We start from the raw sequence: 20,918 nt of genomic DNA, 5'->3' as shown, positions 1-20,918 counted from the left end.
AGCGGATAGAGGGCGGTCCGCCTGCAAGCAATCGTCATCCCGGCGGAGGCCGGGATCTCGGGAGAGAGGAGAAGAGGTCGAGGCAGGAGCTTCCCGAGATCCCGGCCTCCGCCGGGATGACGGCCGGGGAAGGGGGCTCAGGCCGGGCGGTTGACGCCGCCGCCGTCGAGCACCTCGCGCACCTTGGTGCCGAGCTGGCTCAGGCTGAACGGCTTGGCGAGGAAGGCGACGCCCGCGTCGAGCATGCCGTTATGGATCACGGCGTTGCGGGTATAGCCGGTGGTGAACAGGATCGGCAGGCCGGGCCGCAGCTCGAGCGCCGTGTCCGCGAGCTGGCGGCCGTTCATCTCCGGCATGACGATGTCGGTGAACAACATGCTGATCGTCGGCTGCGCGGTGAGCGCCTCGAGCGCCTCGGCCGCGTTGGCGGCGGAAATCACGACATAGCCGAGGTCGCGCAGCGCATCGACCGAGAAGTGGCGGACGCGCTGCTCGTCCTCGACGACCAGGATCGTCTCGCCGGTCCGGGCGCGGGGCACCTCGGTCTCGGCCATCGCCTGCCGGCTGCGGGGATCGATCGCCAGGCCGTAGCTGCGCGGCAGATAGAGCTTCACCGTCGTGCCCTGGTCGAGCTCCGAATAGATCGCGACATGGCCGCCGGTCTGCTTGACGAAGCCGAAGATCTGGCTGAGCCCCAGGCCGGTGCCCTTGCCGACCGGCTTGGTGGTGAAGAAGGGGTCGAACGCCTTGGCGAGCACCTCGGGCGCCATGCCGCTGCCCGTGTCGGTGATGCTGATCATCACATATTGGCCAGGCGTCACCTCGGGCCGGGTCTTGGCATATTCGTCGTCGAGGTAGGCGTTGGACGTCTCGATCGTCAGCCGCCCGCCGCCGGGCATCGCGTCGCGCGCGTTGACCGCCAGGTTGACGACCGCGTTTTCGAGCTGGCCCGGATCGGCGAAGCTGCGCCACAGGCCGCCGGCCAGCACCGTCTCGATCCGATAGGGCTCGCCCAGCGTCCGTTGCAGCAGTTCCGACATGCCCGAGACGAGCTTGTTGATGTCGAGCGTGATCGGGGCGAGCGGCTGCTGGCGCGAGAAGGCGAGCAGCCGGGAGGTGAGGGCGGCGGCGCGCTCGGCGCCTTCGAAGGCATTGTCGATGTTGCGCGCCAGCCGCTCCGGATCGCCGGTCAGCCGCCGCCGGGCGAGGTCGAGGCTGCCGATCACGATCGCCAGCATATTGTTGAAATCATGGGCGATCCCGCCGGTGAGCTGGCCGATCGATTCCATCTTCTGGAGATGGAGGATCTTCTCCTCCATCTGCGCGCGCGCGGCGATCTCCTCGCGCAGCGCCTGTTCGGCGGCAACCGCCTCGTCGCGGGCGACGATCACCTCGCGCTCGCGCCGGTTGGCGTCGCGGATGACGAGGCCGGCGATGAGCAGGACGAGCAACAGGGTCGCCACCAGCACCAGTCCCAGGCCGAGGACGAGCGTGTCGGTCGTCGCGCGCCGGTCCGCCAGCAGCCATTCCTCCTCGGTGACCATGCGGTGGATGACGGCGAGCGCGGCGTCCATCCGGCGGGCGCCTTCGCCCAGGCCCATCCGGGCGATCTCCTCGTCGCGGCGGCCAGCGTCGACCGCCGACACGCCCTGGCGCGCATAGTCGACCTTCGCCTGCACGGCGCGGCGGAGTTCCTCCATATGCGCCGACTGGGCGGGGTTGTCCCGCACCTCATATTGCAGCCGGTCGAGCACGGGCGGAAGCGCATCGACCTGTTTCCGGAAATCGGCGCGGATGTCCCGGCTGCGCGACAGGACATAGCCGCGATGATCGGATTCGAGCGCGCGGACATGATCGGTGAGCCCGGTCAGCATCACCTGTACCCGCAGCGAATGCTCGGCCCAGTCGCCGGCCCGGCTCTGCGCGCGCGTCAGGAACAGCGCGGCGACCGCCGCGAGGATCGCGACCAGCAGTCCGGCCAGAGCCAGATAGGGAGGACGGCGCCCTGCGAGCATGGCCCCTTGTCTTACGGGGTGCTGCCGCGCCCGCAAGCGGAAATACCGCTTCGGACCGGAGGGCGGTTCATTCCGGCGCCGTCATTGCGCGTCGGCGACGATCTTCGCCCAGCCGGCCTCGTCGGTGACGGCGATGCCCAGGTCGCTCGCCTTCTTGAGCTTCGATCCCGCGCCGGGGCCCGCGACCACCAGGTCGGTCTTGGCCGACACCGATCCCGCCACCTTGGCGCCGAGCGCCTCGGCCTGTGCCTTGGCCTCGTCGCGCGACATCGTCTCCAGCGTGCCGGTGAACACCACCGTCTTGCCGCTGACCTCCGACGCGCGTGTCTCGTGGATCACGTCGGCGGGCTGGAGCTGGCTCAGCAGGTCGGCGACCGCATCGGCATTGTGCGGCTCGGCGAAGAAGTCGACCAGCGCCAGCGCGACCTCCGGTCCGACGCCGGGCGTCTCGACGATCGCGGCGAGCTCCTTGGCGGTGCGGGCGGCGAATTTCTCGTCGGTCTCGCCGATCGCCTGGACGGCGGCGTCGCGCGCCTCGATCGTCCGGTCGATCATCGCCTTGAGGCCCTCCCAGCTCCGGTAGCGGCGGGCGAGGTCGCGCGCCGTCACCTCGCCGACATGGCGGATGCCGAGCGCGAACAGGAAGCGGTCGAGCGGCGGATGGCGCTTGGCGTCGATCGCCGCGATCAGGTTGCCCGCCGAGACCTCGGCCCAGCGCTCGCGGGTCAGCAATATGTCCTTGGTCAGCCGGAAGATGTCGGCCGGCGACTGGACCAGCCCGTCGCGGAAGAAGCTCTCGATATGGGTGAGGCCCAGCCCCTCGATGTCGAGCGCGTGGCGCGACACGAAATGGCGCAGCCGCTCGACCCGCTGCGCCGGGCAGATCAGGCCGCCGGTGCAGCGATAGTCGACCTCGCCCGGCTCGCGCTCGGCCGCCGATCCGCATTCGGGGCAGGTCTGCGGGAAGGGCCAGGGATCGCGCGTCTCGTCGCGCGACAGATTCTCGACGATCTGCGGGATGACGTCGCCCGCGCGCTGCACCACCACCCGGTCGCCGGGGTGCACGTCGAGCCGGCCGATTTCGTCGGCATTGTGGAGCGTGGCGTTGGTGACGACGACGCCGCCGACCGTGACCGGCTCGAGCCGCGCGACCGGGGTCAGCTTGCCGGTGCGGCCGACCTGTATGTCGATGTCCTTGAGCAGGGTCTGGGCCTTTTCGGCCGGGAATTTGTGCGCGATCGCCCAGCGCGGCGCGCGCGCGACGAAGCCCAGCCTTTTCTGCCAGTCGAGCCGGTCGACCTTGTAGACGACCCCGTCGATGTCGAACGGCAGGTCGGCGCGCTTCGCCTCGATCGCGCGATAGTGCGACAGCGCCTGCTCGGCGCCGTCGACCCGGACGAAATCGTCGGACACCGGCAGGCCCCAGGCGGCGATCGCGTCCATCACGCCCTTCTGCGTGTCGGCGGGCAGCGCCGATACCTCGCCCCAGCCATGCGCCAGGAAGCGCAGGGGGCGTGAGGCGGTGACGCCCGGGTCCTTCTGGCGCAGCGATCCGGCGGCGGCGTTGCGCGGGTTGGCGAACTGGCGCGCCTTGGCGGGGTCCTCGGCCTCCGCCAGCAGGCGGGCGTTGAGCGCGGCGAAGTCGGCCTTGGCCATATAGACCTCGCCGCGAATCTCGAACACATCGGGCGGGCTCGACAGCAGGTCGCCGCCGCGCAGCCGCTCGGGGATGTCGTCGATGGTGCGGACGTTGGCGGTGACGTCCTCGCCGGTCGTGCCGTCGCCGCGCGTCGCGGCGAGCACCAGCAGGCCCTTCTCGTAGCGCAGCGAGCAGGACAGGCCGTCGATCTTGGGCTCGGCGGTCAGCGCCACCGGCTCCTCGGCGCCGAGGCTCAGATAGCGGCGCACCCGGCCGACGAAGTCGACCACGTCCTCATCGGCGAAGGCGTTGTCGAGGCTGAGCATCGGTTGCGCATGCGCGACCTTGGCGAGATGCCCCGACGGGGCGGCGCCGACCAGCTTCGACGGCGAATCGGCGCGCACCAGATGCGGATACTCGGCTTCCAGCGCGGCGTTCTCGCGCATCAGCGCGTCATAGTCGGCGTCGCTGATCTCGGGCGCGTCCTCGCCATGGTAGAGCGCATTGTGCCGGGCGATCTCGGCAGCGAGGAAGGCGAGCCGCTCGGCGGCCTGGGATTCGGTCGTCATGCCGCCCTTTTAGAATGGGTTTCGGTAGGATTGAACCAGCAGGATCGGCGCGCGGAACGGGCCTCCTCGCCCGTCATCCCGGCGAAAGCCGGGATATCACTTTGCTTCTTCCTTGGCGCCAAAGGCAGGGAGATCCCGGCTTTCGCCGGGATGACGGTGAGGAGTTACGGGGCCTTCGCCCGTCGCGTCACGATCTGCTGGAGCGGATTGGGCTTGCCCGGCGCGACGCGGGTCAGCCGGTTCCGGTCGCGATGCTCGAACAGTTCGGGGCGGCCGCGGACGGCGAGCATGGTGCGGATGTCGTAGCTCCACGCATCGTCGCCCTCGAAGGTCAGGTCGATGGTGTAGCTGTCGGTGCGGAACGCATATTCGAGGAAGGCGGTCGAGCAGATGCCATATTCGGTCTGCCCGCGCGTCGCGGTCAGCGTCAGCCGGTCGTCGCCGGGCTTGCCCTGGCCCGATGCGAGCGCGGTCTGCCCGCGCGGGATCGCCAGCGTCTGCAGGATCAGCCCGGTCGCCGGCTCCCACAGCCAATAGCCGACCTGGTCGTGGAAGGTGATGTCCTCTTCCTCGGTGGTGATGTGGATGTGGTAGCGCAGCCCGTAGAAGAGCTGCGGGCCGTTGGCCTGCGGATCGATCGGATCGAAGCTGATCTGCTCGATGAACTCGCGCCGTTCGGGGGCGTCGGCCTTGGGGTTGATGTCGATGCCCTTATGCCCTTCCCACCGTCCGGCCAGCCGGGTGAGCGGCCCCAGATTGGCGAGCGTATCGGGATCGACGTCGCTCGGTTCGGTGAAGATGTCTTCGGGGAAAGGGTTCATCCGGTCGTTCTCCTTCGATCTCGTCAGGCGGCTTCGAGCAGCCGCATCGCCTGGGCGCGGGCCTCGGCGGTGATCTCGGCGCCCGACAGCATCCGGGCGATCTCCTCCTGCCGCTCGTCCGCGCCGAGCGGGCGGACGCCGGTGCGGGTGACGAGGCCGTCATGGCTCTTGGCGATTAGCCAGTGGCTGGCGCCGCGCGCCGCGACCTGCGGGCTGTGGGTGACGACCAGCAGTTGCGCGCCGCTCGCCAGCCGCTTCAGCCGCTCGCCGATCGCGCTGGCGACGGCGCCGCCGACGCCGCGGTCGATCTCGTCGAAGATCATCGTCGTCGCCGAGCCCTGCTCGGCCAGCGCGACCTTGAGCGCCAGGATGAAGCGCGACAGCTCGCCGCCGCTGGCGATCTTCATCAGCGGCGCGAAGGGCGCGCCCGGATTGGTCGCGATCTCGAACTCCACCCGGTCGCGGCCGGCGGGGGACCAGCCGCTCTCGGGCAGCGTCTCGACCACGGTGCGGAAGCGCGCGGCGTCGAGCTTGAGCGGCGCCAGTTCGGTCGCGACCGCCGCGTCGAGCCGTCCGGCGGCGGCACGGCGCGCTTCGCTCAGCGCCTCGGCGAGCGCGAGATAGGCGGCGCGCGCGTCGCGGGCGGCGGCTTCCAGTTTCGCGAGGCCGGCATCGCCCGCCTCGATCCGGTCGAGCCGGGCGGCGAGTTCGTCGCGAAGTTCCGCGAGCGCATCGGGATCGACGCGATGCTTGCGGGCGAGCGCGCGCAATTCGAACAGCCGGGTCTCGACCGTCTCCAGCCGGGCGGGGTCGAAGCGCATCGCCTCGGCGGCGGCGGCGAGCTTGTCCTCCGCCTCGCTCGCCTCGATCACCGCGCGGTCGAGCGCGGCGAGCGCGTCGGCCAGCAGCGGATGCTCGGGCGCGATCCGGTCGAGCCGGCGCGCGGCCTGGCGCAGCGCGGCGAGCCCGCCGTCGGACCCGTCGAGATGCGCGCCGACCGCGACCAGGTCGTCGGTCAGCTTCGCGCCCTTCTGCATGTCGGCGCGCTCGGCGGCGAGGGTGGCCTCCTCGCCCGGCTCGGGACCGAAGCGGTTGAGCTCCTCGACCGCATGGTCGAGCCATTCGCGGTCGCGCGCGGCATTCTCGATGTCGGTGCGGGCGGCCTCCAGCGCATCCTCGGCGGCGCGCCAGGCGGCATGGGCGGCGGCGACCCCGGCGACGTCGAGCCGGCCGAAGGCGTCGAGCAGCGCGCGGTGGCCGCGCGGGTTGATCAGGCCGCGATCGTCATGCTGGCCGTGGATCTCGACCAGCATCCCGCCCAGTTCGCGCAGCGTGGCGGCGGAGGCGGGCTGGTCGTTGACGAAGGCGCGGCTGCCGCCGTCGGCCTTGACCAGGCGGCGGATCACCAGCGCCTCGCCCGGATCGGCGTCGAAGCCGTTCTCGGCGAGCAGGGCGAAGGCGGGGTGGTCGGCCGGCAGGTCGAACCCCGCCGACACCATCGCCTGCGCGGCGCCGGTGCGGACGAGGCCGCTGTCGGCGCGGGTGCCGAGCGCGAGGCCGAGCGAATCGAGCAGGATCGACTTGCCCGCGCCGGTCTCGCCGGTCAGCGTGCCCAGACCCGGGCCGAATTCGAGATCGAGCGCCTCGATCAGCACGACATCCCGGATCGCCAGCGTGGTGAGCATGGGACATGTGTAGAACAGCGGCATAGGCCCCGCCAAGGGGTTCCGAGGATGCGTCATGCCACGGAGGCCGGGATCTCGGCAGGTGAGGAGATGAGGTCGGAACAGGAGCCGCCCGAGATGCCGGCCTCCGCCGGCATGACGGGTGATGTCTTGACCTCAGCTCCCCGTCACGCGCCGCGCGAAGGCGGTGATGTCGGCCAGCACCGGGGCCTCTCCCCGGAACGGCCGGGCGAGGGCGGTGACGATGCCGACATGGCCGAGGTCGCGATAGACCTTGAGTTCGGACGACACGCCCGCCGCGCGCAGCCGGGCGTCGAGGTTGATCGAATTCTTCGGCCAGACGGTGCCGTCCTCGCCGCCGTGGAGCAGCAGCACCGGCGGGGCCGAGGCGTCGGCATAGTGGATCGGCTGGGTCTCCTCGGGCTTCGGCCAGGCGCCGAAGGCGTCGGTCACCACCTTCCCGTTGAACGGCAGGAAGTCATAGGGGCCGGCGAGCCCGGCGAAACCCTTGATCGCGGCGCGGTCGGGACCCAGGAATTGCGGGTCGAGCGCCAGCATCGCCGCATTGTAGGCGCCCGCCGAATGGCCGACCAGGACGATGCGGCCGGGGTCGCCGCCATAGCGGCCGGCATGCGCCCGCACCCAGCGGACGGCGGCGGCGCAATCCTGCACGAAGCCGGGGAAGCGCACCTCGGGGACCAGCCGATAGTCGGGGACGACGGTGACGAAGCCCGCCGCCGACAGCGCCCGCGCGGCGAAATGATAGCCCTCGCGCGTGCCGTTGGCCCAGGAGCCGCCATAGATGAAGACGATGACGGGCAGGGGGCGATGCGCTCCGGCGACCGGGGCGTAGACGTCGAGCTGGCGGCGCGGCCCTTCGCCATAGGGGACGTCGGCGGCGACCAGCCGGCTCGCGCCGTCCTTGGGCATCACCGTATCGAACGCGCGCAACGGCGAGCAGGCCGCCGCCACCAGCGCCCCGCACATCAGCACCGCGACCCCGGCGAGGGTGAGCTTCGTCATCATGGCTCCGTCATTATCGGCTGAACGAGATTACGTCAGCCGGTAACGACGGGTTGCGGCGCGCGCTGTGATCGGCGGCATTCGGATGGATGGGGCGCCCAGCGCGTCATCCCGGATCACGTCCGGGATGACGATCTATCGTGGCGACGGCTCAGCGTTGCTTGTCGTCCCGATCGGCCTGGTCGCGGCGCTGCTGCTGGTTGCGGTCCTGCTGCTGCTCCTTGCCTTGCTGGTTCTGCTGGCGGTCGACCGAGCCCTGGCGCTGCTGGTCCTGCCGTTCGTGCGGCTGTCCTTGCTGGCCCATGGAGGACGGATTGTTGCGGTCGTTGCCGCCCTGGCGATTCTCGCCCATGGCATCTTCTCCTGCGAATGTCCCGGCATTGGGACGGTGGGCAGAACGGGCAGGGGGCGGCGGGCGTTCCTGTCGTTACGGATCAACCCGTTGAAAACGCGATATTGTGATGACGAAACGAGCATCGGCGCGTTAGCGCCGTTGCGGAGTGCGGCGATGCTCCCTAGGACGCGGGCGGTATTTCGAGAAAGGGTATCTATGTCGCAGCCGTTGAGGGTCGCGCTCGCAGGTTTGGGAACGGTCGGCGCGGGCGTCGTCAAGCTCATCGACGAGAACCGCGCGCTCATCGAGCGCCGTGCCGGCCGCCCGATCGAGATCGTCGCCGTTTCGGCGCGCGACCGGTCGCGCGATCGCGGCGTCGATCTTTCGCGCTTCGCCTGGGTCGACGACGCCACCACGCTGGCGGCGTCGGGCGATGTCGACGTCGTGGTCGAGCTGGTCGGCGGGTCGGACGGCCCGGCGCTGACCCTGGCGCGCGACACGCTCGGCGCGGGCAAGCCCTTCGTCACCGCCAACAAGGCGATGATCGCGCATCACGGCCTCGAACTGGCCGAGCTGGCCGAGCAGAAGGGCGTCGCGCTCAAATATGAAGCGGCGGTCGCGGGCGGCATCCCGGTGATCAAGGGGCTACGCGAGGGCGCGGCCGCCAACGTGATCAGCCATGTGTTCGGCATCCTCAACGGCACCTGCAACTATATCCTCACTGAAATGGAGGAGAAGGGCAGCGACTTCGCCGAGGTGCTCGCCGAGGCGCAGCGGCTGGGCTATGCCGAGGCCGACCCCAGCTTCGACATCGACGGCATCGACGCGGCGCACAAGCTGTCGATCCTCTCCAGCCTCGCCTTCGGCACCGCGGTCGATTTCGATTCGATCGAGGTCACCGGCATCCGCCACATCATCGCCGCCGACATCGCCGAGGCCGCCGCGCTCGGCTTCCGCGTCCGGCTGGTCGGCCATGGCGAGGAGAGCGCCAAGGGGCTGTTCCAGCGCGTTCATCCCTGCCTGGTGCCGCTCAGCCATCCGCTCGCCCATGTCTCTGGATCGCTCAACGCGGTGGTCGCGCACGGCAATTTCGTCGGCCGGCTGTTCTTTCAGGGGCGCGGCGCGGGCGAGGGGCCGACCGCGTCGGCGGTGGTCGCCGACCTGATCGACATCGCGCGCGGCGAGACCGGGCCCGCCTTCGCCATGCCGGTGGCGGCACTCGCCAAGCCGGCGACGGCGCCCGCCGGCGACCGGCGCGGCCGCGCCTATCTGCGCTTCACCGTCGCCGATCGTCCGGGCGTCCTGGCCGAAATCACCGCGGCGATGCGCGACGCCGGCGTCTCGATCGAGAGCCTGATCCAGCGCGGCGTCGCCGACGACGGCAACGTCCTGATCGCGATGGTGACGCATGTCGGCCCCGAGCGCGCGGTCGCCGATGCGCTCGACCGGCTCGCCGGCTCGCAGAGCCTCGCCGGAACGCCCATGTTGATGCATATCCTCGACGAATAGAGGCTGCGCTTCTCGACATTGTCACGCGGCTCGCTTAATCGCTTCGCCGATCCCAAAAACAGAAGAAAAGGCAATCCTAGATGGTAAAGCCCAGCAAGGCGCTCGACCGGGTTCTGGTTCTGGAAATGGTGCGGGTGACGGAGGCGGCCGCGATCGCCGCTTCGAAGCTCGTCGGTCGCGGCGACGAAAAGGCCGCGGACCATGCCGCGGTCGAAGCGATGCGCGCAGCTTTCAACGGGCTCGACTTCGACGGCACCGTGGTGATCGGCGAGGGCGAGCGCGACGAGGCGCCGATGCTCTACATCGGCGAGAAGGTCGGATCGGGCATCGGCACGGGCCCGAAGATCGACATCGCGCTCGATCCGCTCGAAGGCACCACGATCACCGCCAAGGCGGGCCCCAACGCGCTGGCGGTGCTCGCCATCGCGGAGGAGGGCGGCCTGCTCAACGCGCCCGACGTCTATATGGACAAGCTGGCGATCGGACCGGGCTATGAGCCCGGCATCGTCGGCCTCGACCGCAGCCCGACCGAGAACGTCAAGGCGCTGGCCAAGGCCAAGGGCGTCGAGCCGAACGAGATCATCGCCTGCGTCCTCGACCGGCCCCGCCACGAGAAGCTGATCGCCGAGCTGCGGTCGCTTGGCTGCGGCATCATGCTGATCCCCGACGGCGACGTCGCCGGCGTGATCGCGGTGACCAATCCGGAAACGACGATCGACGTCTACATGGGCTCGGGCGGCGCGCCGGAAGGCGTGCTCGCGGCGGCGGCGCTCAAGTGCGTCGGCGGCCAGTTCCAGGGCCGGCTGCTGTTCCGCAACGACGACGAGAAGGCCCGCGCCCGCAAATGGGGCGTCACCGACCTCGACCGCATCTATCATCTCGACGACCTGGTGAAGGGCGACGCGATCTTCGCGGCGACCGGCGTCACCGACGGCTCGCTGCTCGAAGGCGTCAAGCGCCGCGCCAGCGGCTGCATGACCACCGAGAGCGTCGTGATGCGCGCCTCCAGCGGCACCGTCCGCTGGGTTCGCGGCGAACATCGCAACTGACCTTTATCCCTCTCCCCTCGGGGAGAGGGAGGGGCCCATTGCCTGGGCAATGAGAGGGTGAGGGCACGCTATCCTCACCCTTGTTGCCGGATGGCGCTGAATCAGGTTCAGCATCCCGGCGTGAGGCGCTAAGGCACCTCTATGCGCACTCCCGTCCTCAACGTCGCCCGTTCGATCCTCGGCCAGCCCTGGCATTGGCGGGGCGGCACGGTCGACGGGATCGACGCGGGGTTCGAGGCGGACGACCTGATCACCCAGCTCCTGCTCGCGCGCGGATGCCCGCGCGAGGCGGTCGAGCTGCACCGGCTGCCGACGATCCGCGGCTTCATGCCCGATCCGTCGATCTTCCGCGACATGGACGAGGCGGCGGCGCGGCTGGCCGACGCGGTCGAGCATGGCGAGCCGGTCACCATCTTCGGCGATTATGACGTCGACGGCGCGACCTCGGCGGCGCTGCTGATCCGGCTGTTGCGCGACCTGGGGCTGAGGGCGGGGTTCTATATCCCCGACCGGCTGATGGAGGGCTACGGCCCCTCGGGCGAGGCGCTGCTGAAGATCGGGGAGGGCGGCACCCGGCTGATCGTCACCGTCGATTGTGGCGCGCAGGCGTTCGAGGCGCTGAAGCTCGCCAGCGACGCCGGCATCGACGTGATCGTCGTCGACCATCATAAATGCGCCGCCGAGCTGCCGCGCGCCTTCGCGCTGGTCAACCCGAACCGGCTCGACGAGGACGAGGGCGCGGCGCACGGCCATCTCGCGGCGGTCGGCGTCGCCTTCCTGCTCGGCGCGGCGCTGCTGAGGGTGCTCAGGGCGCGCAACTTCTTCGCGACCCGGGCCGAGCCCAAGCTGATCGACCTGCTCGACATCGTCGCGCTCGGCACCGTCGCCGACGTGGCTTCGTTGCGCGGGCTCAACCGGGCGTTCGTCGCGCAGGGGATCAAGGTGATGGCGGGCCGCCGCAACATCGGCCTCGCCGCGCTGATCGAGGCGTCACGGCTCGAACGGGCGCCGACCTGCACCGACCTCGGCTTCGCGCTCGGCCCCCGGATCAACGCCGGCGGCCGGGTCGGCAAGTCCGACCTCGGCGTCCGCCTGCTCACCACCGAGGATCGCGACGAGGCGCGGACGATCGCGGCCGAGCTCGACCGCCTCAACGAGGAGCGCCGCGCGATCGAGAAGGCGGTGCAGGAGGAAGCGGAGACGCTGTCCGGCTCGCAGGGCAACCGATCGGTCGCGGTGGTCGCGGCGGGGGGCTGGCATCCCGGCGTGATCGGGATCGTCGCCGGCCGCCTGAAGGAGAAGCTCGGCCGTCCCGCGCTGGTGATCGCGCTCGACAAGGACGGCGTCGGCAAGGGATCGGGCCGCTCGATCGGCGGGGTCGATCTCGGCGCGGCGATCCTGGCCGCCAAGGACATGGGCCTGCTGGTCGCGGGCGGCGGCCATGCGATGGCGGCGGGGGTCACGGTGGCGCCCGGCGGGGTCGACGCGCTCGCCGATTTCCTGGAGGAACGGCTGGCGAGCGACGTCGCCAGGGCCCGCGACGATCGCGCGCTGCTGCTCGACGCGGTGGTGGCGCCGGGCGGCGTCACCCCGTCGCTGGTCGAGGCGCTGGAGGCGGGCGGCCCCTATGGCGCCGGCTGGCCCGCGCCGCGCATAGCCGCGGGCGCGGTGCGGGTGATCAAGGCCGACGTGGTGGGGCAGGGGCATGTCCGCACCATCGTCTCGGGTCGCGACGGCCGCTCGATCAAGACGATCGCCTTCCGCGCCGCCGACAGCGCGCTCGGCCAGGCGCTGCTCGGCGCCGGCCCCGACCGCACCCTGTGGATCGCCGGCCGCCCCAAGGTCGACGACTGGGGCAGCCGTCCGGCCGCGGAACTCCATGTCGAGGACGCCGCCTGGGCCGATTGAGGGCGGACATGTGCGAAATATTCGTACAGCCGCCTTGACCATCCCCGACACCTGCCCTAATCGGCCCGCCACGACGCTACGCGGCCCCATCGTCTAGCGGTCTAGGACGTCGCCCTTTCACGGCGAAAACACGGGTTCGAGTCCCGTTGGGGTCACCATTCCTTGTTTTTCAAGGACTTAGGCGGAAAAATGGTGCGTTTGTAACACACCATTGTATCACACTTTTTTGTGATCCCGAACGGCGTCGAAGATTGCTGGAATCATTCAGACTGATCATCGTCTTGGAGATTGCGCGGGGGGACGCGCCAAACTGGCGATCCGATGCGCAACGCTATCGAAAGCGATTAAAATAAAGCCCGTAAAGCATCTATTCCTAGATATGGCTGTCGACCAGCCTAAATCCAAAAATAGCGCTCTACGGGCCTATATGGGCCAAATTTGACCTATTTAGATGAGGAGGTCAGCTTGATGCCTCGACCTTCTTCGGACGACCTCTAGCGGGGGCCTTTGCAGGTGCTTTTGCTGGAGCTTTTGCGGGCGCCTTGGTGGAGGCGGGTTTGCGGCCTAGACCGATCTTCATCGCAAGCTGCTTGCGCTGCTCGGCATAGTTAGGTGCAACCATCGGATAATCGGCGGCCAAGCCCCACTTGGCGCGATATTGCTCGGGGGTCATCTGATAATGGGTCATCAGATGGCGCTTGAGCATCTTGAGCTTCTTACCGTCCTCCAGGCAGACGATGTAATCGGGTTTCACCGATGAACGGACGGAGACGGCAGGCTTCAATTCCTCCTGTGGGGCTTCAACCGGCTGACCAAGGCCATTCAAGGCGTCATGGACGTTTTTAATCAGGGCCGGGATATCACCAGCCGCCACCATGTTGTTCGACACATGGGCGGCAACGATGTCAGCGGTAAGGGCAAGAAGGGTGTCGGTGTTGTTAGTGATGCCGTCGGACAAAATCCGCTCCATTATAAAGAGGGTACGCTTCTACTGTGTTGCTAACAGCCTTGTAGGCCGAGACAAACGGGGAGGTAAAATCAAACAAGCGATTATCCTTGATCGAAAATATTCATGGTCCGATACAATCCTCGGGAAATGGCGGAAATCTGACGTTTTCTTTATTTAAGAGCGCATCAGATATTAGTTAAGAGGGCGTCAAAAACGAGCTCTTGCAAGCCCTATTTCCGGGCCTATTAGAGGTGATCCACGTTTCACCACGAGGATCGTCATGACTCCAAAGGTTCCTATATTCGCCGCGATATCCATGAGCGCCGCCTTCAAGGGCGAGGCTGCGGACCGTGTTTCGCGACATAATCCTTTTGCGCCTGATCTAGGGTCATCCCCTGCGATTATTCCAACACTCCCGCTTCGCGGGAAATCTGGACGCTTCGCTAATACCGGAGATAATCCATAGAGTTTAAGTATATACCGGAGATGATGAAAGAAAAGAAAAATTAAGTTAAATCTCTGTGGTTATATCACCAGAAGTTAAGATAATTTAATATAATTTAAGTAAAATAAACCCGCCTTAGCGGTAAGGATTCCAGGTTTATTCAACACGTTACGGGAATGGATTGCATATGGATTAGGTTTATGCTAACCAAATCCAAGAAAATGTAATCACTTTCCTATATAAAGATTTTAATAGAAAAATGGTTACTTTTTATAGGAGTAACCTTTTAATGAAATTAGATAAATATACCGCATATAAGGCCGCATCAGTTATTGATGACGATCGGGAATTTGAAGAAAGCATAAATGAGATTAAGATTGATCGCCGGTTCGATGAGCTCAATAGGAGGATAACATTTGGTGCTTCATCCTCAGAGATCATCGTTTTCCCTGCCGATCCCGGTTTTGGAAAATCCCTAAAATCAGCGGAAAAGCTAGGGATTATGGTCAAATACGGCTCCTTGGACAAAGGGGCATTGGTTGTGGTTTCCCGGCTATGGGAAATCGATGCCTATATTAAGAATGCAGGGCTCACCGACCACGATTATGCGGTGTTCACCGGGGATGCCGGATATAATGTCAAGGGCCTTGGTAGCGGCAAGGTTGATGAAGCCACCGTTCTCCTCACCACCCAGCAAATGTTCCGGAGTCGGGTGAAGGGTAAGCTTTTTGCCGATTGCTCGGAATTCCATTTCCATGGTGCGCCCCGGGGATTGAGGTTGTGGGATGAAACCATCGATCCTGCTGAGGCTGTATGTATTTCAAGGGATCAACTTACCGCTCTTTTCCTTCCCCTTAGACCGGTTGAACCAAAGTTCGTCGCGACGTTGGAGGAATTTATTGGAATATGTGACCGGGCAGCGGGGGACGATATGATTTCAATATCATCGGCCTTTGCTCGGATGGCTATTGGCGTGGAATCAGCGAGAAAGAAGCTCCTCGATAAACCCCAGCGTGAAACATTGAAGGGGTTGGGCCTGATGGAAGGCACGGAAGCCGTTAAAACTCCATTTTATGGCACGGGCTGGGCTCTAGCTGGTTGCAGCCATCAACTACCGGCGGATATCGCCCCATTAATCGTGCTGGATGCATCGGCGAGGGTACGGCGTACCTATGACCTATGGCAAAAGCGATGCCCTGACGTCCAGGTGCTCGAACCCTTGGCCCTTCGATATGATGACCTGACCTTTCATCTCTGGAAAACAGGCAGCGGCAAAAGCACCCTGCGGAAGGCGGATAAGCGCAATGCTATCTTGGATCGTGCCGCCGACCTTCTGAACCGTGATCCGCATGAAGATTGGCTGGTGATAAGCCACAAAGCTGATTTCGTGATGGATATAGAGGACGAGCTAAGGAAGCGCTTGGTAAACCCCTCGCAGTTCAAATTTGTGAACTGGGGAAACCACCATGGCACCAATGATTATGGCCACCTTAAAAAGGTTCTGGTGGTGGGACCGCAGCTTTATTCCCCGGCTGCTTATCGAGCGAAATATGCTGCGGCGGCAGGAACGGTAGGCCCTGTGAACCCTACCGACTTGCAGGCCGTCGAGCGGGGGGAGATTGCCCATAACCTATTGCAGGCTATCTGCCGGTCGCATGTACGGAATCAGAACAAGGGCTTTTGCGGCAAGGCCGATGTTTACGTCATCATGGCGGATAGGAATGATCCCGAGGGTCTATTGAACGAGACTTTCCCTAATTGCGCTATTTCGGCCTGGAGTCCTGCTAGGCCCGTCAAGGGCAAAGCGGGGGAGATAATCCGGCATTTGGAAGCCTACTTCTCTGATCCGAAAAATCTATCGATCTCCAAGGCGGACTTGAGGGCCGCCACGGGCATGACGATCAAGGCAAATCTGACCAGAATATTGAGGCATGAGCAGGTCAAAGCCTATCTGCTAAGCAAGGGCCTGGAGAATCGCTATAATTCGATCGATAGGGCAGGAAGTTAAAGGGGAAGTGTGAACGCAAAATTCCCCGCGTTAAAATCTCTCTATAGTTCTTATCCGACGGTATTTTCCTATAATGGAGAACCGACCATCACACATAGGCTAGGATCGTCGAAAGTGTGATGGTAGGATTTATGAAGGGGTTGGCTGGGAATCGATTGGAGCAACAGCTTCGAAATTTGACCTAGGACATCACCCTGATTCACGTTCTCTATCATTAGGCTTCGCTGGATCAACGCCACGTTAAAAACAGTCCAGGTTTTCATTAATCACGCGGATTTGGCCATTTCGCTGATCTGGCTCTCAAGGCGCTCAAGCTGAGCGGCTGACATTTTGCGGGCCGTCCACAAATCGCTGATCCACTTTCTCATTCTGTCGAAGTTACCTCGTTCGATCGCCTCAAAATCCTGATTGGCAAGTGGATCATAGATTATCTCGTAGCTGGAAACCCCAAGATCCTGCGGCCACAAGGTTGGAGATCTGGAGGCGACGATCATCGGCGGCGTGGGTATGTCCTGAATAAAGGTGTATTCTAGATGAGGCACGATCGCTGCCACATCTGGTACCGGCGGCTCACGGGTTCGCGGAAAAGATCTTCGTTTACCATAGTTGTCGAAAAACTGACGACACATATGGTCGTATTGGTCCTTTATCTGCTTCCACGTCGCGTCGAAGGCCTCTAGCTCCTGGTGCCATTCCTGAGCTTTCGCTCTCATCATTGAAAGATTGGGCGAGTTAGCCTGTGCGTCTGGTAGCTCGATGGTTAAGGGTTGCGCCTGCGCTGTTCGTTCGGCGCTCGTGTACCTCTCGATCGTAGGTGGAGGGGGGGCCGCGCTCTGCTCAGCTTTCTTTCCAGTCCACAGAAACGTAGCGAGCCAAGCGCAGACAATAAGGAAAGAGACGAACTGCAACGAGCCCGAGGTCGCGACCTCTCGAATAAAGACGAACTGACTGTCAAGATACGCCTTCGCATCCTGGTTGAGGGGCGCAGCACTCGCCGCAATCGCCAAACTGACGCCATAAGCTGTGCCGCCGGCGGGCGGTGCCCAAGCTAAAAACTGGTGCGCCACTCGCCAGAGCATGATCTGCATTTACCGCGCGCTAGTAGATGACGCAACGGGACACACGTCGAATCGGTGGACGGATTTTTACAATAAGGAGCCCGTCGGCATCGGTTATGGAGTTACGGATGGGTTCCATTCGCTAGATTGCCCGAGCGGCTGTTGCAAATAGGTATACCCTTATCGAACATTTCGGCGGAACAATAAAACTGTTCCAATAGGGTTGACTCCGAATTTTCGGACACATATTAAGCCATGGTCTAGAGTCTATTGGGACACTTCTCCATGTCGACCATCATTGGTTATGCTCGAGTCAGCACCGACGATCAGGATTGTTCGATTCAAGAAACCGCGTTGAAGGCTGCGGGCTGTACGATCGTGCGATCCGAAAAAAAGAGCGGCACCACGACAGACGGTAGGGCAGAGCTTGATACCGTCCTCTCCTTCCTGCACGCTGGTGATACCCTGATGGTAACGAGGATCGACCGCCTCGCCCGATCGGTGGCGGACCTTGAAAGGATCGTCGCCCAGGTAAAGGAACGCGGCGCATTCCTGCGGGCGACAGAGCAACCGATAGATACCTCCACCCCAGCGGGGGTTGCCTTCCTTCAAATGCTGGCTGTGTTTGCCCAGTTTGAAACCGCGATCCGTCGCGAACGCCAGATGGAGGGCATATCGAAGGCTAAAGCTGCTGGCGTATATAAAGGCCGCAAGCCTTCTGTTCCTGTGGATGAAGTTCGGCGCTTAAAGAACCAGGGCATGAAGCCCGCCCATATTGCCCGCGAGTTGGGGATAGGCCGGGGGAGCGTTTATAGGGCGTTAGAACCTAGCACGGTTTCCTAGCACTTCCTGCCGCGCGTCTACTGCTACGGTCCCAGCTTGACTCGGGATTGCGCCTGTCTGGGAGCCGCTGGGTTGACCACTACTAGCCAATCATGCGCTATAGTTGCGGTAGCGAAGGGTCCGAGAGGGGGAATCATGCGCACCGTAGCTGCTGGACTAGCAATGCTCTTGATTGCTGGATGCGGTACAAAGATGCCTTCTACCGATAATCCTGCGTTAGCTCCGCCGCCTTCAGCTACGAAAGAGGACCTTGAGGAGGTTCAGCGTCGTTTAGACTATTTGGAGTCACTCGATCAGACCAACACCACCTTGAAGCTTGGTGACTCCGGTTTCTCGATATTAGATGCAGGCACGGTCCGTCTGACTATCCAGTTGATGAGTGTTAGGCCACAGGGCTCTGGCTCGATTCTCACGCTCAGGTTCGGCAACCCATCGAGTGCCACAATCGCGGAGTTGGAGTTGGCGTCCCAGTGGGGAAACGTCGACCCATCCGGAGAACCTATTTATAAAGGCTCTGGTCGAGGAACGCTTAAAATCTCACAGAAAATTCCGCCTGCTAGTTGGGTGACGAGAAACGTAACGATCGATGGAACACCACCTGACAAGCTGGGCTTTGTAAGGATCAATTCCGCGACGGTAAAAAATATCGAATTATACATCCGCTGAGGTGCGCATCACCGGGGACGGAGGGGCGCACCGTTACCCCGCCTGACCAAGCGCGTTCCGCTGACCAATGCAAAACGATCGATAACGGATGAATATATACATTACGCTTGTGGATCGAATTGATTTCAGCGAAGGGCGACGAAATGGCTAGGTATGGGGAGAGGGCCTTGTCGTACGCCGAGGATTTGCCGCCGCCGCTGGCTGGTTCGCTGGCAAAGTAGTTAGGGCGTCAACAGGGCGATAGGTCATGAGGATTTTCGTGGCACTCATGGCGCTTATAACGTCGACCCCACTGATGGCGCAGAACGAATTCTGCGATCGGCTAGACGGATCATTAATAGTCAGCCCGGGTGGCAAATATATGGGCCAGATTTCTAGCCCTCTGAGCGGTGAAAGTATATTCAATAAGTTTGGCGAGTATGGAAGTAAATTTAGCCAGAATTCTATCTGGAATAAGTTCGGAACATTTGGAAACCAGTTTAATGCCGAGTCCCCATGGAATAAATTTTCGATAGACCCGCCGCGTATAATAAAAGATCGAAATATTATCGGATACTTTACGATCAACAGGAGTGTGGAGGGCGGAATTAATCCATGGATCGTCGGTATTATATGCTATGAATTTGAGCCAGATCGTTGACCGATTCATATGTAAGACTTCGCTAAACAATCACATTCCTATTTGAGTTTATAGGCCGCCAGAGAGGGGTGCATAAGTTTTGGCTGTCTACCACCTGGATTTCATTTGTCGCGCTGTAGGACGGCTTTAAATCGATTTTAGGGCCCATTTAAGCGGTGGGCTGGGGTCTATCAGTCCGCCGCGCTGACAATCGGGTTTTCGAGCGAGCAGAAAACTCATTTTTGATGGCTCGCAGGATGAATCCATCAGATGTAAAGCCGAGCGGTCTCTTTATGGCTGATCGTCATCGGCTCGGATTAGCTGGGGGTGGTCCTGCCTATCCAGTTCAAGCCGATCCTTTTGATAGCGTGCGAGTAGTGCGCCGTAGACCTGCTTCGAAAACCAATCAGGGGCATCGGCGATCAGGCCGGAGAGGACTCTGATTCGTCCGTCATAATAGCTGGCGAGAAGTGTGTTGGGCATCGCGCTTACCATCCCGTGATGGATAATATAACGCTTCGCGCCTTGTCTCAATCGGCGGGCAGCATCTTCCGTCCCGCCATCTTATCGTTCGCAGCCTACCCCATCACCATCGCGATCTAGATGCGGACCATAGCCCGGCGTGCCCGCATAGACAGGCGCAGCGCCAGCCGCTCTAGCAGCGGTGCAATTAGGGTATGACCTCGACGATGATCCCGACCCCGATCCTATCAGGCCGTAGGAGCCCCTAGGAGCGTTGTTGCCGTTCCCTCCCCTATGACAGTGATAATCCCCTGTCTTGCGGTTAGTATGGCATCCCTCGGCATTCAGCCCGCCGCTATGGGCATATGATGCTGTTGCCATGCCCAACGCTACGGCACCGGCGATATAGTGCTTCATCGGATCATCCCCCCGCCTTTTGTTGCGCTTTCGTAGCGACATTGGAAGTCCGGGTTAGTCCGAATTGGCTTGAATTATGTTCTTCTTATGTTCAATAATCCGCTTCATCAGATTCGTTCTAAGAGGAAGCGGAAATGGAGCATGATCTCCGTTTACGGGCGGCGGCCCGTGCTGTTTACGATGCCGTTTATCCGACCGATGAGCTTGCCCCTGTCGGGTTCGAGGAAGCCGAAAAATTCGGCACCATCCACTATCGCCGTGCTGTTGAAGCTGCCCGCGCCTGTTTCATGGTCCGCGCCGATCAGGGCGAGCAATTGCCTTTGATCTAATCTCCATGATCACTGTTCGGGAGCACCTGATTTTCAAGGCCCTCGCCGCTCTCTACGAAATCCGACAAGAAAGTCAGGATGGTCCGATCCAGCCGAGTTGGTCCCTTAGATTCAGCCTCGCCTATCTGTTTTCCCAAAGCCACGGAGGGCGCGAACCCTTCGAATATTTCTGGACGGCAATGCAAGAAATGCACCCGCTGTCTACCGATGACGGGCGCTATATGCGCCATTGCAACCTGGGCCGGGCGATAAGCTGCATCATCCACGGGCTAGGGTTCAATGATACCGCCCGGATAGGAGAATGCCTTAGCCATCCTCATCGCGGGCAAGCCGTCCATGATTTCTGGGCAGAGGTACAGGTCCAACTCGACGATGGACGGCCGATGCCCGCGCGACGGTTCAAGAGGGGATAGAAGGCGGGTAGCTGTCCGTGCCTCTACCCCGGTCCATCTACTGTTTCACCTCCGTTGAGGGAAATTCCGGGAACGTTAGCTGATCTATGATAGTCGATTCTAAATCCAATAGGTATAGGAACAACTGACTGGCGCCGCTTGCCAAGCACGCTGCCGA

At 63.1% G+C, this 20,918-nt stretch carries 16 protein-coding genes and 1 tRNA gene; 8 read left to right on the top strand and 9 right to left on the bottom strand.

The window, feature by feature from the left end; genetic code table 11:
* Positions 1 to 137: 137 nt before the first annotated feature.
* The 6 genes from HRJ34_RS08130 to HRJ34_RS08105 all read right to left on the bottom strand — a co-directional run bounded on the left by HRJ34_RS08130 (position 138) and on the right by HRJ34_RS08105 (position 8,104).
* On the bottom strand, positions 138 to 2,015 hold the full coding sequence (locus HRJ34_RS08130) for a CHASE3 domain-containing protein (protein ID WP_012050899.1): 1,878 nt from the start codon (positions 2,013 to 2,015) through the stop codon (positions 138 to 140).
* An 81-nt stretch (positions 2,016 to 2,096) separates the two neighbouring features.
* Positions 2,097 to 4,223, bottom strand: a complete 2,127-nt coding sequence (ligA, locus tag HRJ34_RS08125) for an NAD-dependent DNA ligase LigA (protein WP_208633818.1) — start codon at positions 4,221 to 4,223, stop codon at positions 2,097 to 2,099.
* 164 nt (positions 4,224 to 4,387) lie between these two features.
* Positions 4,388 to 5,044 (bottom strand): FABP family protein, encoded by a 657-nt coding sequence (locus HRJ34_RS08120; RefSeq protein ID WP_012050901.1) that lies wholly within the window; start codon positions 5,042 to 5,044, stop codon positions 4,388 to 4,390.
* A gap of 23 nt (positions 5,045 to 5,067) precedes the next feature.
* On the bottom strand, positions 5,068 to 6,729 hold the full coding sequence (recN, locus tag HRJ34_RS08115) for a DNA repair protein RecN (RefSeq protein WP_208633817.1): 1,662 nt from the start codon (positions 6,727 to 6,729) through the stop codon (positions 5,068 to 5,070).
* Between the two features lie 156 nt (positions 6,730 to 6,885).
* Complete coding sequence (locus tag HRJ34_RS08110; RefSeq protein WP_029995073.1) at positions 6,886 to 7,752, bottom strand: alpha/beta hydrolase; 867 nt, start codon at positions 7,750 to 7,752, stop codon at positions 6,886 to 6,888.
* A gap of 151 nt (positions 7,753 to 7,903) precedes the next feature.
* Positions 7,904 to 8,104: a hypothetical protein gene (locus HRJ34_RS08105; RefSeq protein ID WP_016747741.1), complete on the bottom strand. Its 201-nt coding sequence runs from the start codon at positions 8,102 to 8,104 to the stop codon at positions 7,904 to 7,906.
* Positions 8,105 to 8,302: 198 nt separating this feature from the next.
* Here HRJ34_RS08105 and HRJ34_RS08100 point away from each other — a divergent pair, with 198 nt between their 5' ends.
* The 4 genes from HRJ34_RS08100 (at position 8,303) to HRJ34_RS08085 (ending at position 12,710) form a co-directional block, all read left to right on the top strand.
* Entirely contained in the window at positions 8,303 to 9,595 is a 1,293-nt protein-coding gene (locus HRJ34_RS08100) for a homoserine dehydrogenase (protein ID WP_029549136.1), read from the top strand.
* Positions 9,596 to 9,675: 80 nt separating this feature from the next.
* Positions 9,676 to 10,644, top strand: a complete 969-nt coding sequence (gene glpX / locus HRJ34_RS08095) for a class II fructose-bisphosphatase (RefSeq protein ID WP_012050905.1) — start codon at positions 9,676 to 9,678, stop codon at positions 10,642 to 10,644.
* A gap of 141 nt (positions 10,645 to 10,785) precedes the next feature.
* The gene (gene recJ, locus HRJ34_RS08090) at positions 10,786 to 12,552 is read left to right on the top strand and encodes a single-stranded-DNA-specific exonuclease RecJ (RefSeq protein WP_208633816.1); all 1,767 of its coding nucleotides are present in this window, start codon (positions 10,786 to 10,788) and stop codon (positions 12,550 to 12,552) included.
* Positions 12,553 to 12,634: 82 nt separating this feature from the next.
* Positions 12,635 to 12,710: transfer RNA gene (locus tag HRJ34_RS08085), tRNA-Glu, on the top strand.
* Positions 12,711 to 13,012: 302 nt separating this feature from the next.
* Here the strand turns inward: HRJ34_RS08085 and HRJ34_RS08080 are convergent.
* Positions 13,013 to 13,510: a MucR family transcriptional regulator gene (locus tag HRJ34_RS08080; protein ID WP_404947165.1), complete on the bottom strand. Its 498-nt coding sequence runs from the start codon at positions 13,508 to 13,510 to the stop codon at positions 13,013 to 13,015.
* Between the two features lie 725 nt (positions 13,511 to 14,235).
* Here HRJ34_RS08080 and HRJ34_RS08075 point away from each other — a divergent pair.
* The gene (locus tag HRJ34_RS08075) at positions 14,236 to 15,954 is read left to right on the top strand and encodes a hypothetical protein (protein WP_208633814.1); all 1,719 of its coding nucleotides are present in this window, start codon (positions 14,236 to 14,238) and stop codon (positions 15,952 to 15,954) included.
* Between the two features lie 266 nt (positions 15,955 to 16,220).
* Here the strand turns inward: HRJ34_RS08075 and HRJ34_RS08070 are convergent, their stop codons facing one another.
* Positions 16,221 to 17,042, bottom strand: coding sequence for a hypothetical protein (locus tag HRJ34_RS08070; protein ID WP_208633813.1), 822 nt, complete (start codon positions 17,040 to 17,042; stop codon positions 16,221 to 16,223).
* Positions 17,043 to 17,297: 255 nt separating this feature from the next.
* Between HRJ34_RS08070 and HRJ34_RS08065 the strand changes: the two genes are divergently transcribed.
* The gene (locus HRJ34_RS08065) at positions 17,298 to 17,855 is read left to right on the top strand and encodes a recombinase family protein (protein WP_208633812.1); all 558 of its coding nucleotides are present in this window, start codon (positions 17,298 to 17,300) and stop codon (positions 17,853 to 17,855) included.
* 135 nt (positions 17,856 to 17,990) lie between these two features.
* A complete protein-coding gene (locus tag HRJ34_RS08060; protein WP_208633811.1) occupies positions 17,991 to 18,521 on the top strand; it encodes a DUF3251 domain-containing protein in 531 nt (176 codons plus the stop codon).
* A 1,183-nt stretch (positions 18,522 to 19,704) separates the two neighbouring features.
* On the opposite strand, the gene HRJ34_RS08055 is transcribed toward HRJ34_RS08060, so the two are convergent.
* Positions 19,705 to 19,983 (bottom strand): excalibur calcium-binding domain-containing protein, encoded by a 279-nt coding sequence (locus HRJ34_RS08055; RefSeq protein ID WP_226949194.1) that lies wholly within the window; start codon positions 19,981 to 19,983, stop codon positions 19,705 to 19,707.
* 170 nt (positions 19,984 to 20,153) lie between these two features.
* Between HRJ34_RS08055 and HRJ34_RS08050 the strand changes: the two genes are divergently transcribed.
* Positions 20,154 to 20,348: a hypothetical protein gene (locus tag HRJ34_RS08050; RefSeq protein WP_208633809.1), complete on the top strand. Its 195-nt coding sequence runs from the start codon at positions 20,154 to 20,156 to the stop codon at positions 20,346 to 20,348.
* Positions 20,349 to 20,918 lie beyond the last annotated feature (570 nt).

Origin of the sequence: Rhizorhabdus wittichii (assembly GCF_017607425.1) — a bacterium.
GTDB lineage: Bacteria > Pseudomonadota > Alphaproteobacteria > Sphingomonadales > Sphingomonadaceae > Rhizorhabdus > Rhizorhabdus wittichii.
Note: the sequence above shows the minus strand (reverse complement) of the source record. Positions and strands in the feature narration are given on the sequence as shown.

Excerpts from the sequence above, each read along its gene's own strand:
- HRJ34_RS08110 (WP_029995073.1), bottom strand. The coding sequence starts at position 7,752 with ATGACGAAGCTCACCCTCGCCGGGGTCGCGGTGCTGATGTGCGGGGCG.
- HRJ34_RS08060 (WP_208633811.1), top strand. The coding sequence starts at position 17,991 with ATGCGCACCGTAGCTGCTGGACTAGCAATGCTCTTGATTGCTGGATGC.
- HRJ34_RS08055 (WP_226949194.1), bottom strand. The coding sequence starts at position 19,983 with ATGGCAACAGCATCATATGCCCATAGCGGCGGGCTGAATGCCGAGGGA.
- HRJ34_RS08050 (WP_208633809.1), top strand. The coding sequence starts at position 20,154 with ATGGAGCATGATCTCCGTTTACGGGCGGCGGCCCGTGCTGTTTACGAT.
- ligA (WP_208633818.1), bottom strand. The coding sequence starts at position 4,223 with ATGACGACCGAATCCCAGGCCGCCGAGCGGCTCGCCTTCCTCGCTGCC.
- HRJ34_RS08065 (WP_208633812.1), top strand. The coding sequence starts at position 17,298 with ATGTCGACCATCATTGGTTATGCTCGAGTCAGCACCGACGATCAGGAT.
- recJ (WP_208633816.1), top strand. The coding sequence starts at position 10,786 with ATGCGCACTCCCGTCCTCAACGTCGCCCGTTCGATCCTCGGCCAGCCC.
- HRJ34_RS08100 (WP_029549136.1), top strand. The coding sequence starts at position 8,303 with ATGTCGCAGCCGTTGAGGGTCGCGCTCGCAGGTTTGGGAACGGTCGGC.
- HRJ34_RS08075 (WP_208633814.1), top strand. The coding sequence starts at position 14,236 with ATGAAATTAGATAAATATACCGCATATAAGGCCGCATCAGTTATTGAT.
- HRJ34_RS08130 (WP_012050899.1), bottom strand. The coding sequence starts at position 2,015 with ATGCTCGCAGGGCGCCGTCCTCCCTATCTGGCTCTGGCCGGACTGCTG.
- HRJ34_RS08070 (WP_208633813.1), bottom strand. The coding sequence starts at position 17,042 with ATGCAGATCATGCTCTGGCGAGTGGCGCACCAGTTTTTAGCTTGGGCA.
- HRJ34_RS08120 (WP_012050901.1), bottom strand. The coding sequence starts at position 5,044 with ATGAACCCTTTCCCCGAAGACATCTTCACCGAACCGAGCGACGTCGAT.
- HRJ34_RS08105 (WP_016747741.1), bottom strand. The coding sequence starts at position 8,104 with ATGGGCGAGAATCGCCAGGGCGGCAACGACCGCAACAATCCGTCCTCC.
- glpX (WP_012050905.1), top strand. The coding sequence starts at position 9,676 with ATGGTAAAGCCCAGCAAGGCGCTCGACCGGGTTCTGGTTCTGGAAATG.
- recN (WP_208633817.1), bottom strand. The coding sequence starts at position 6,729 with ATGCTCACCACGCTGGCGATCCGGGATGTCGTGCTGATCGAGGCGCTC.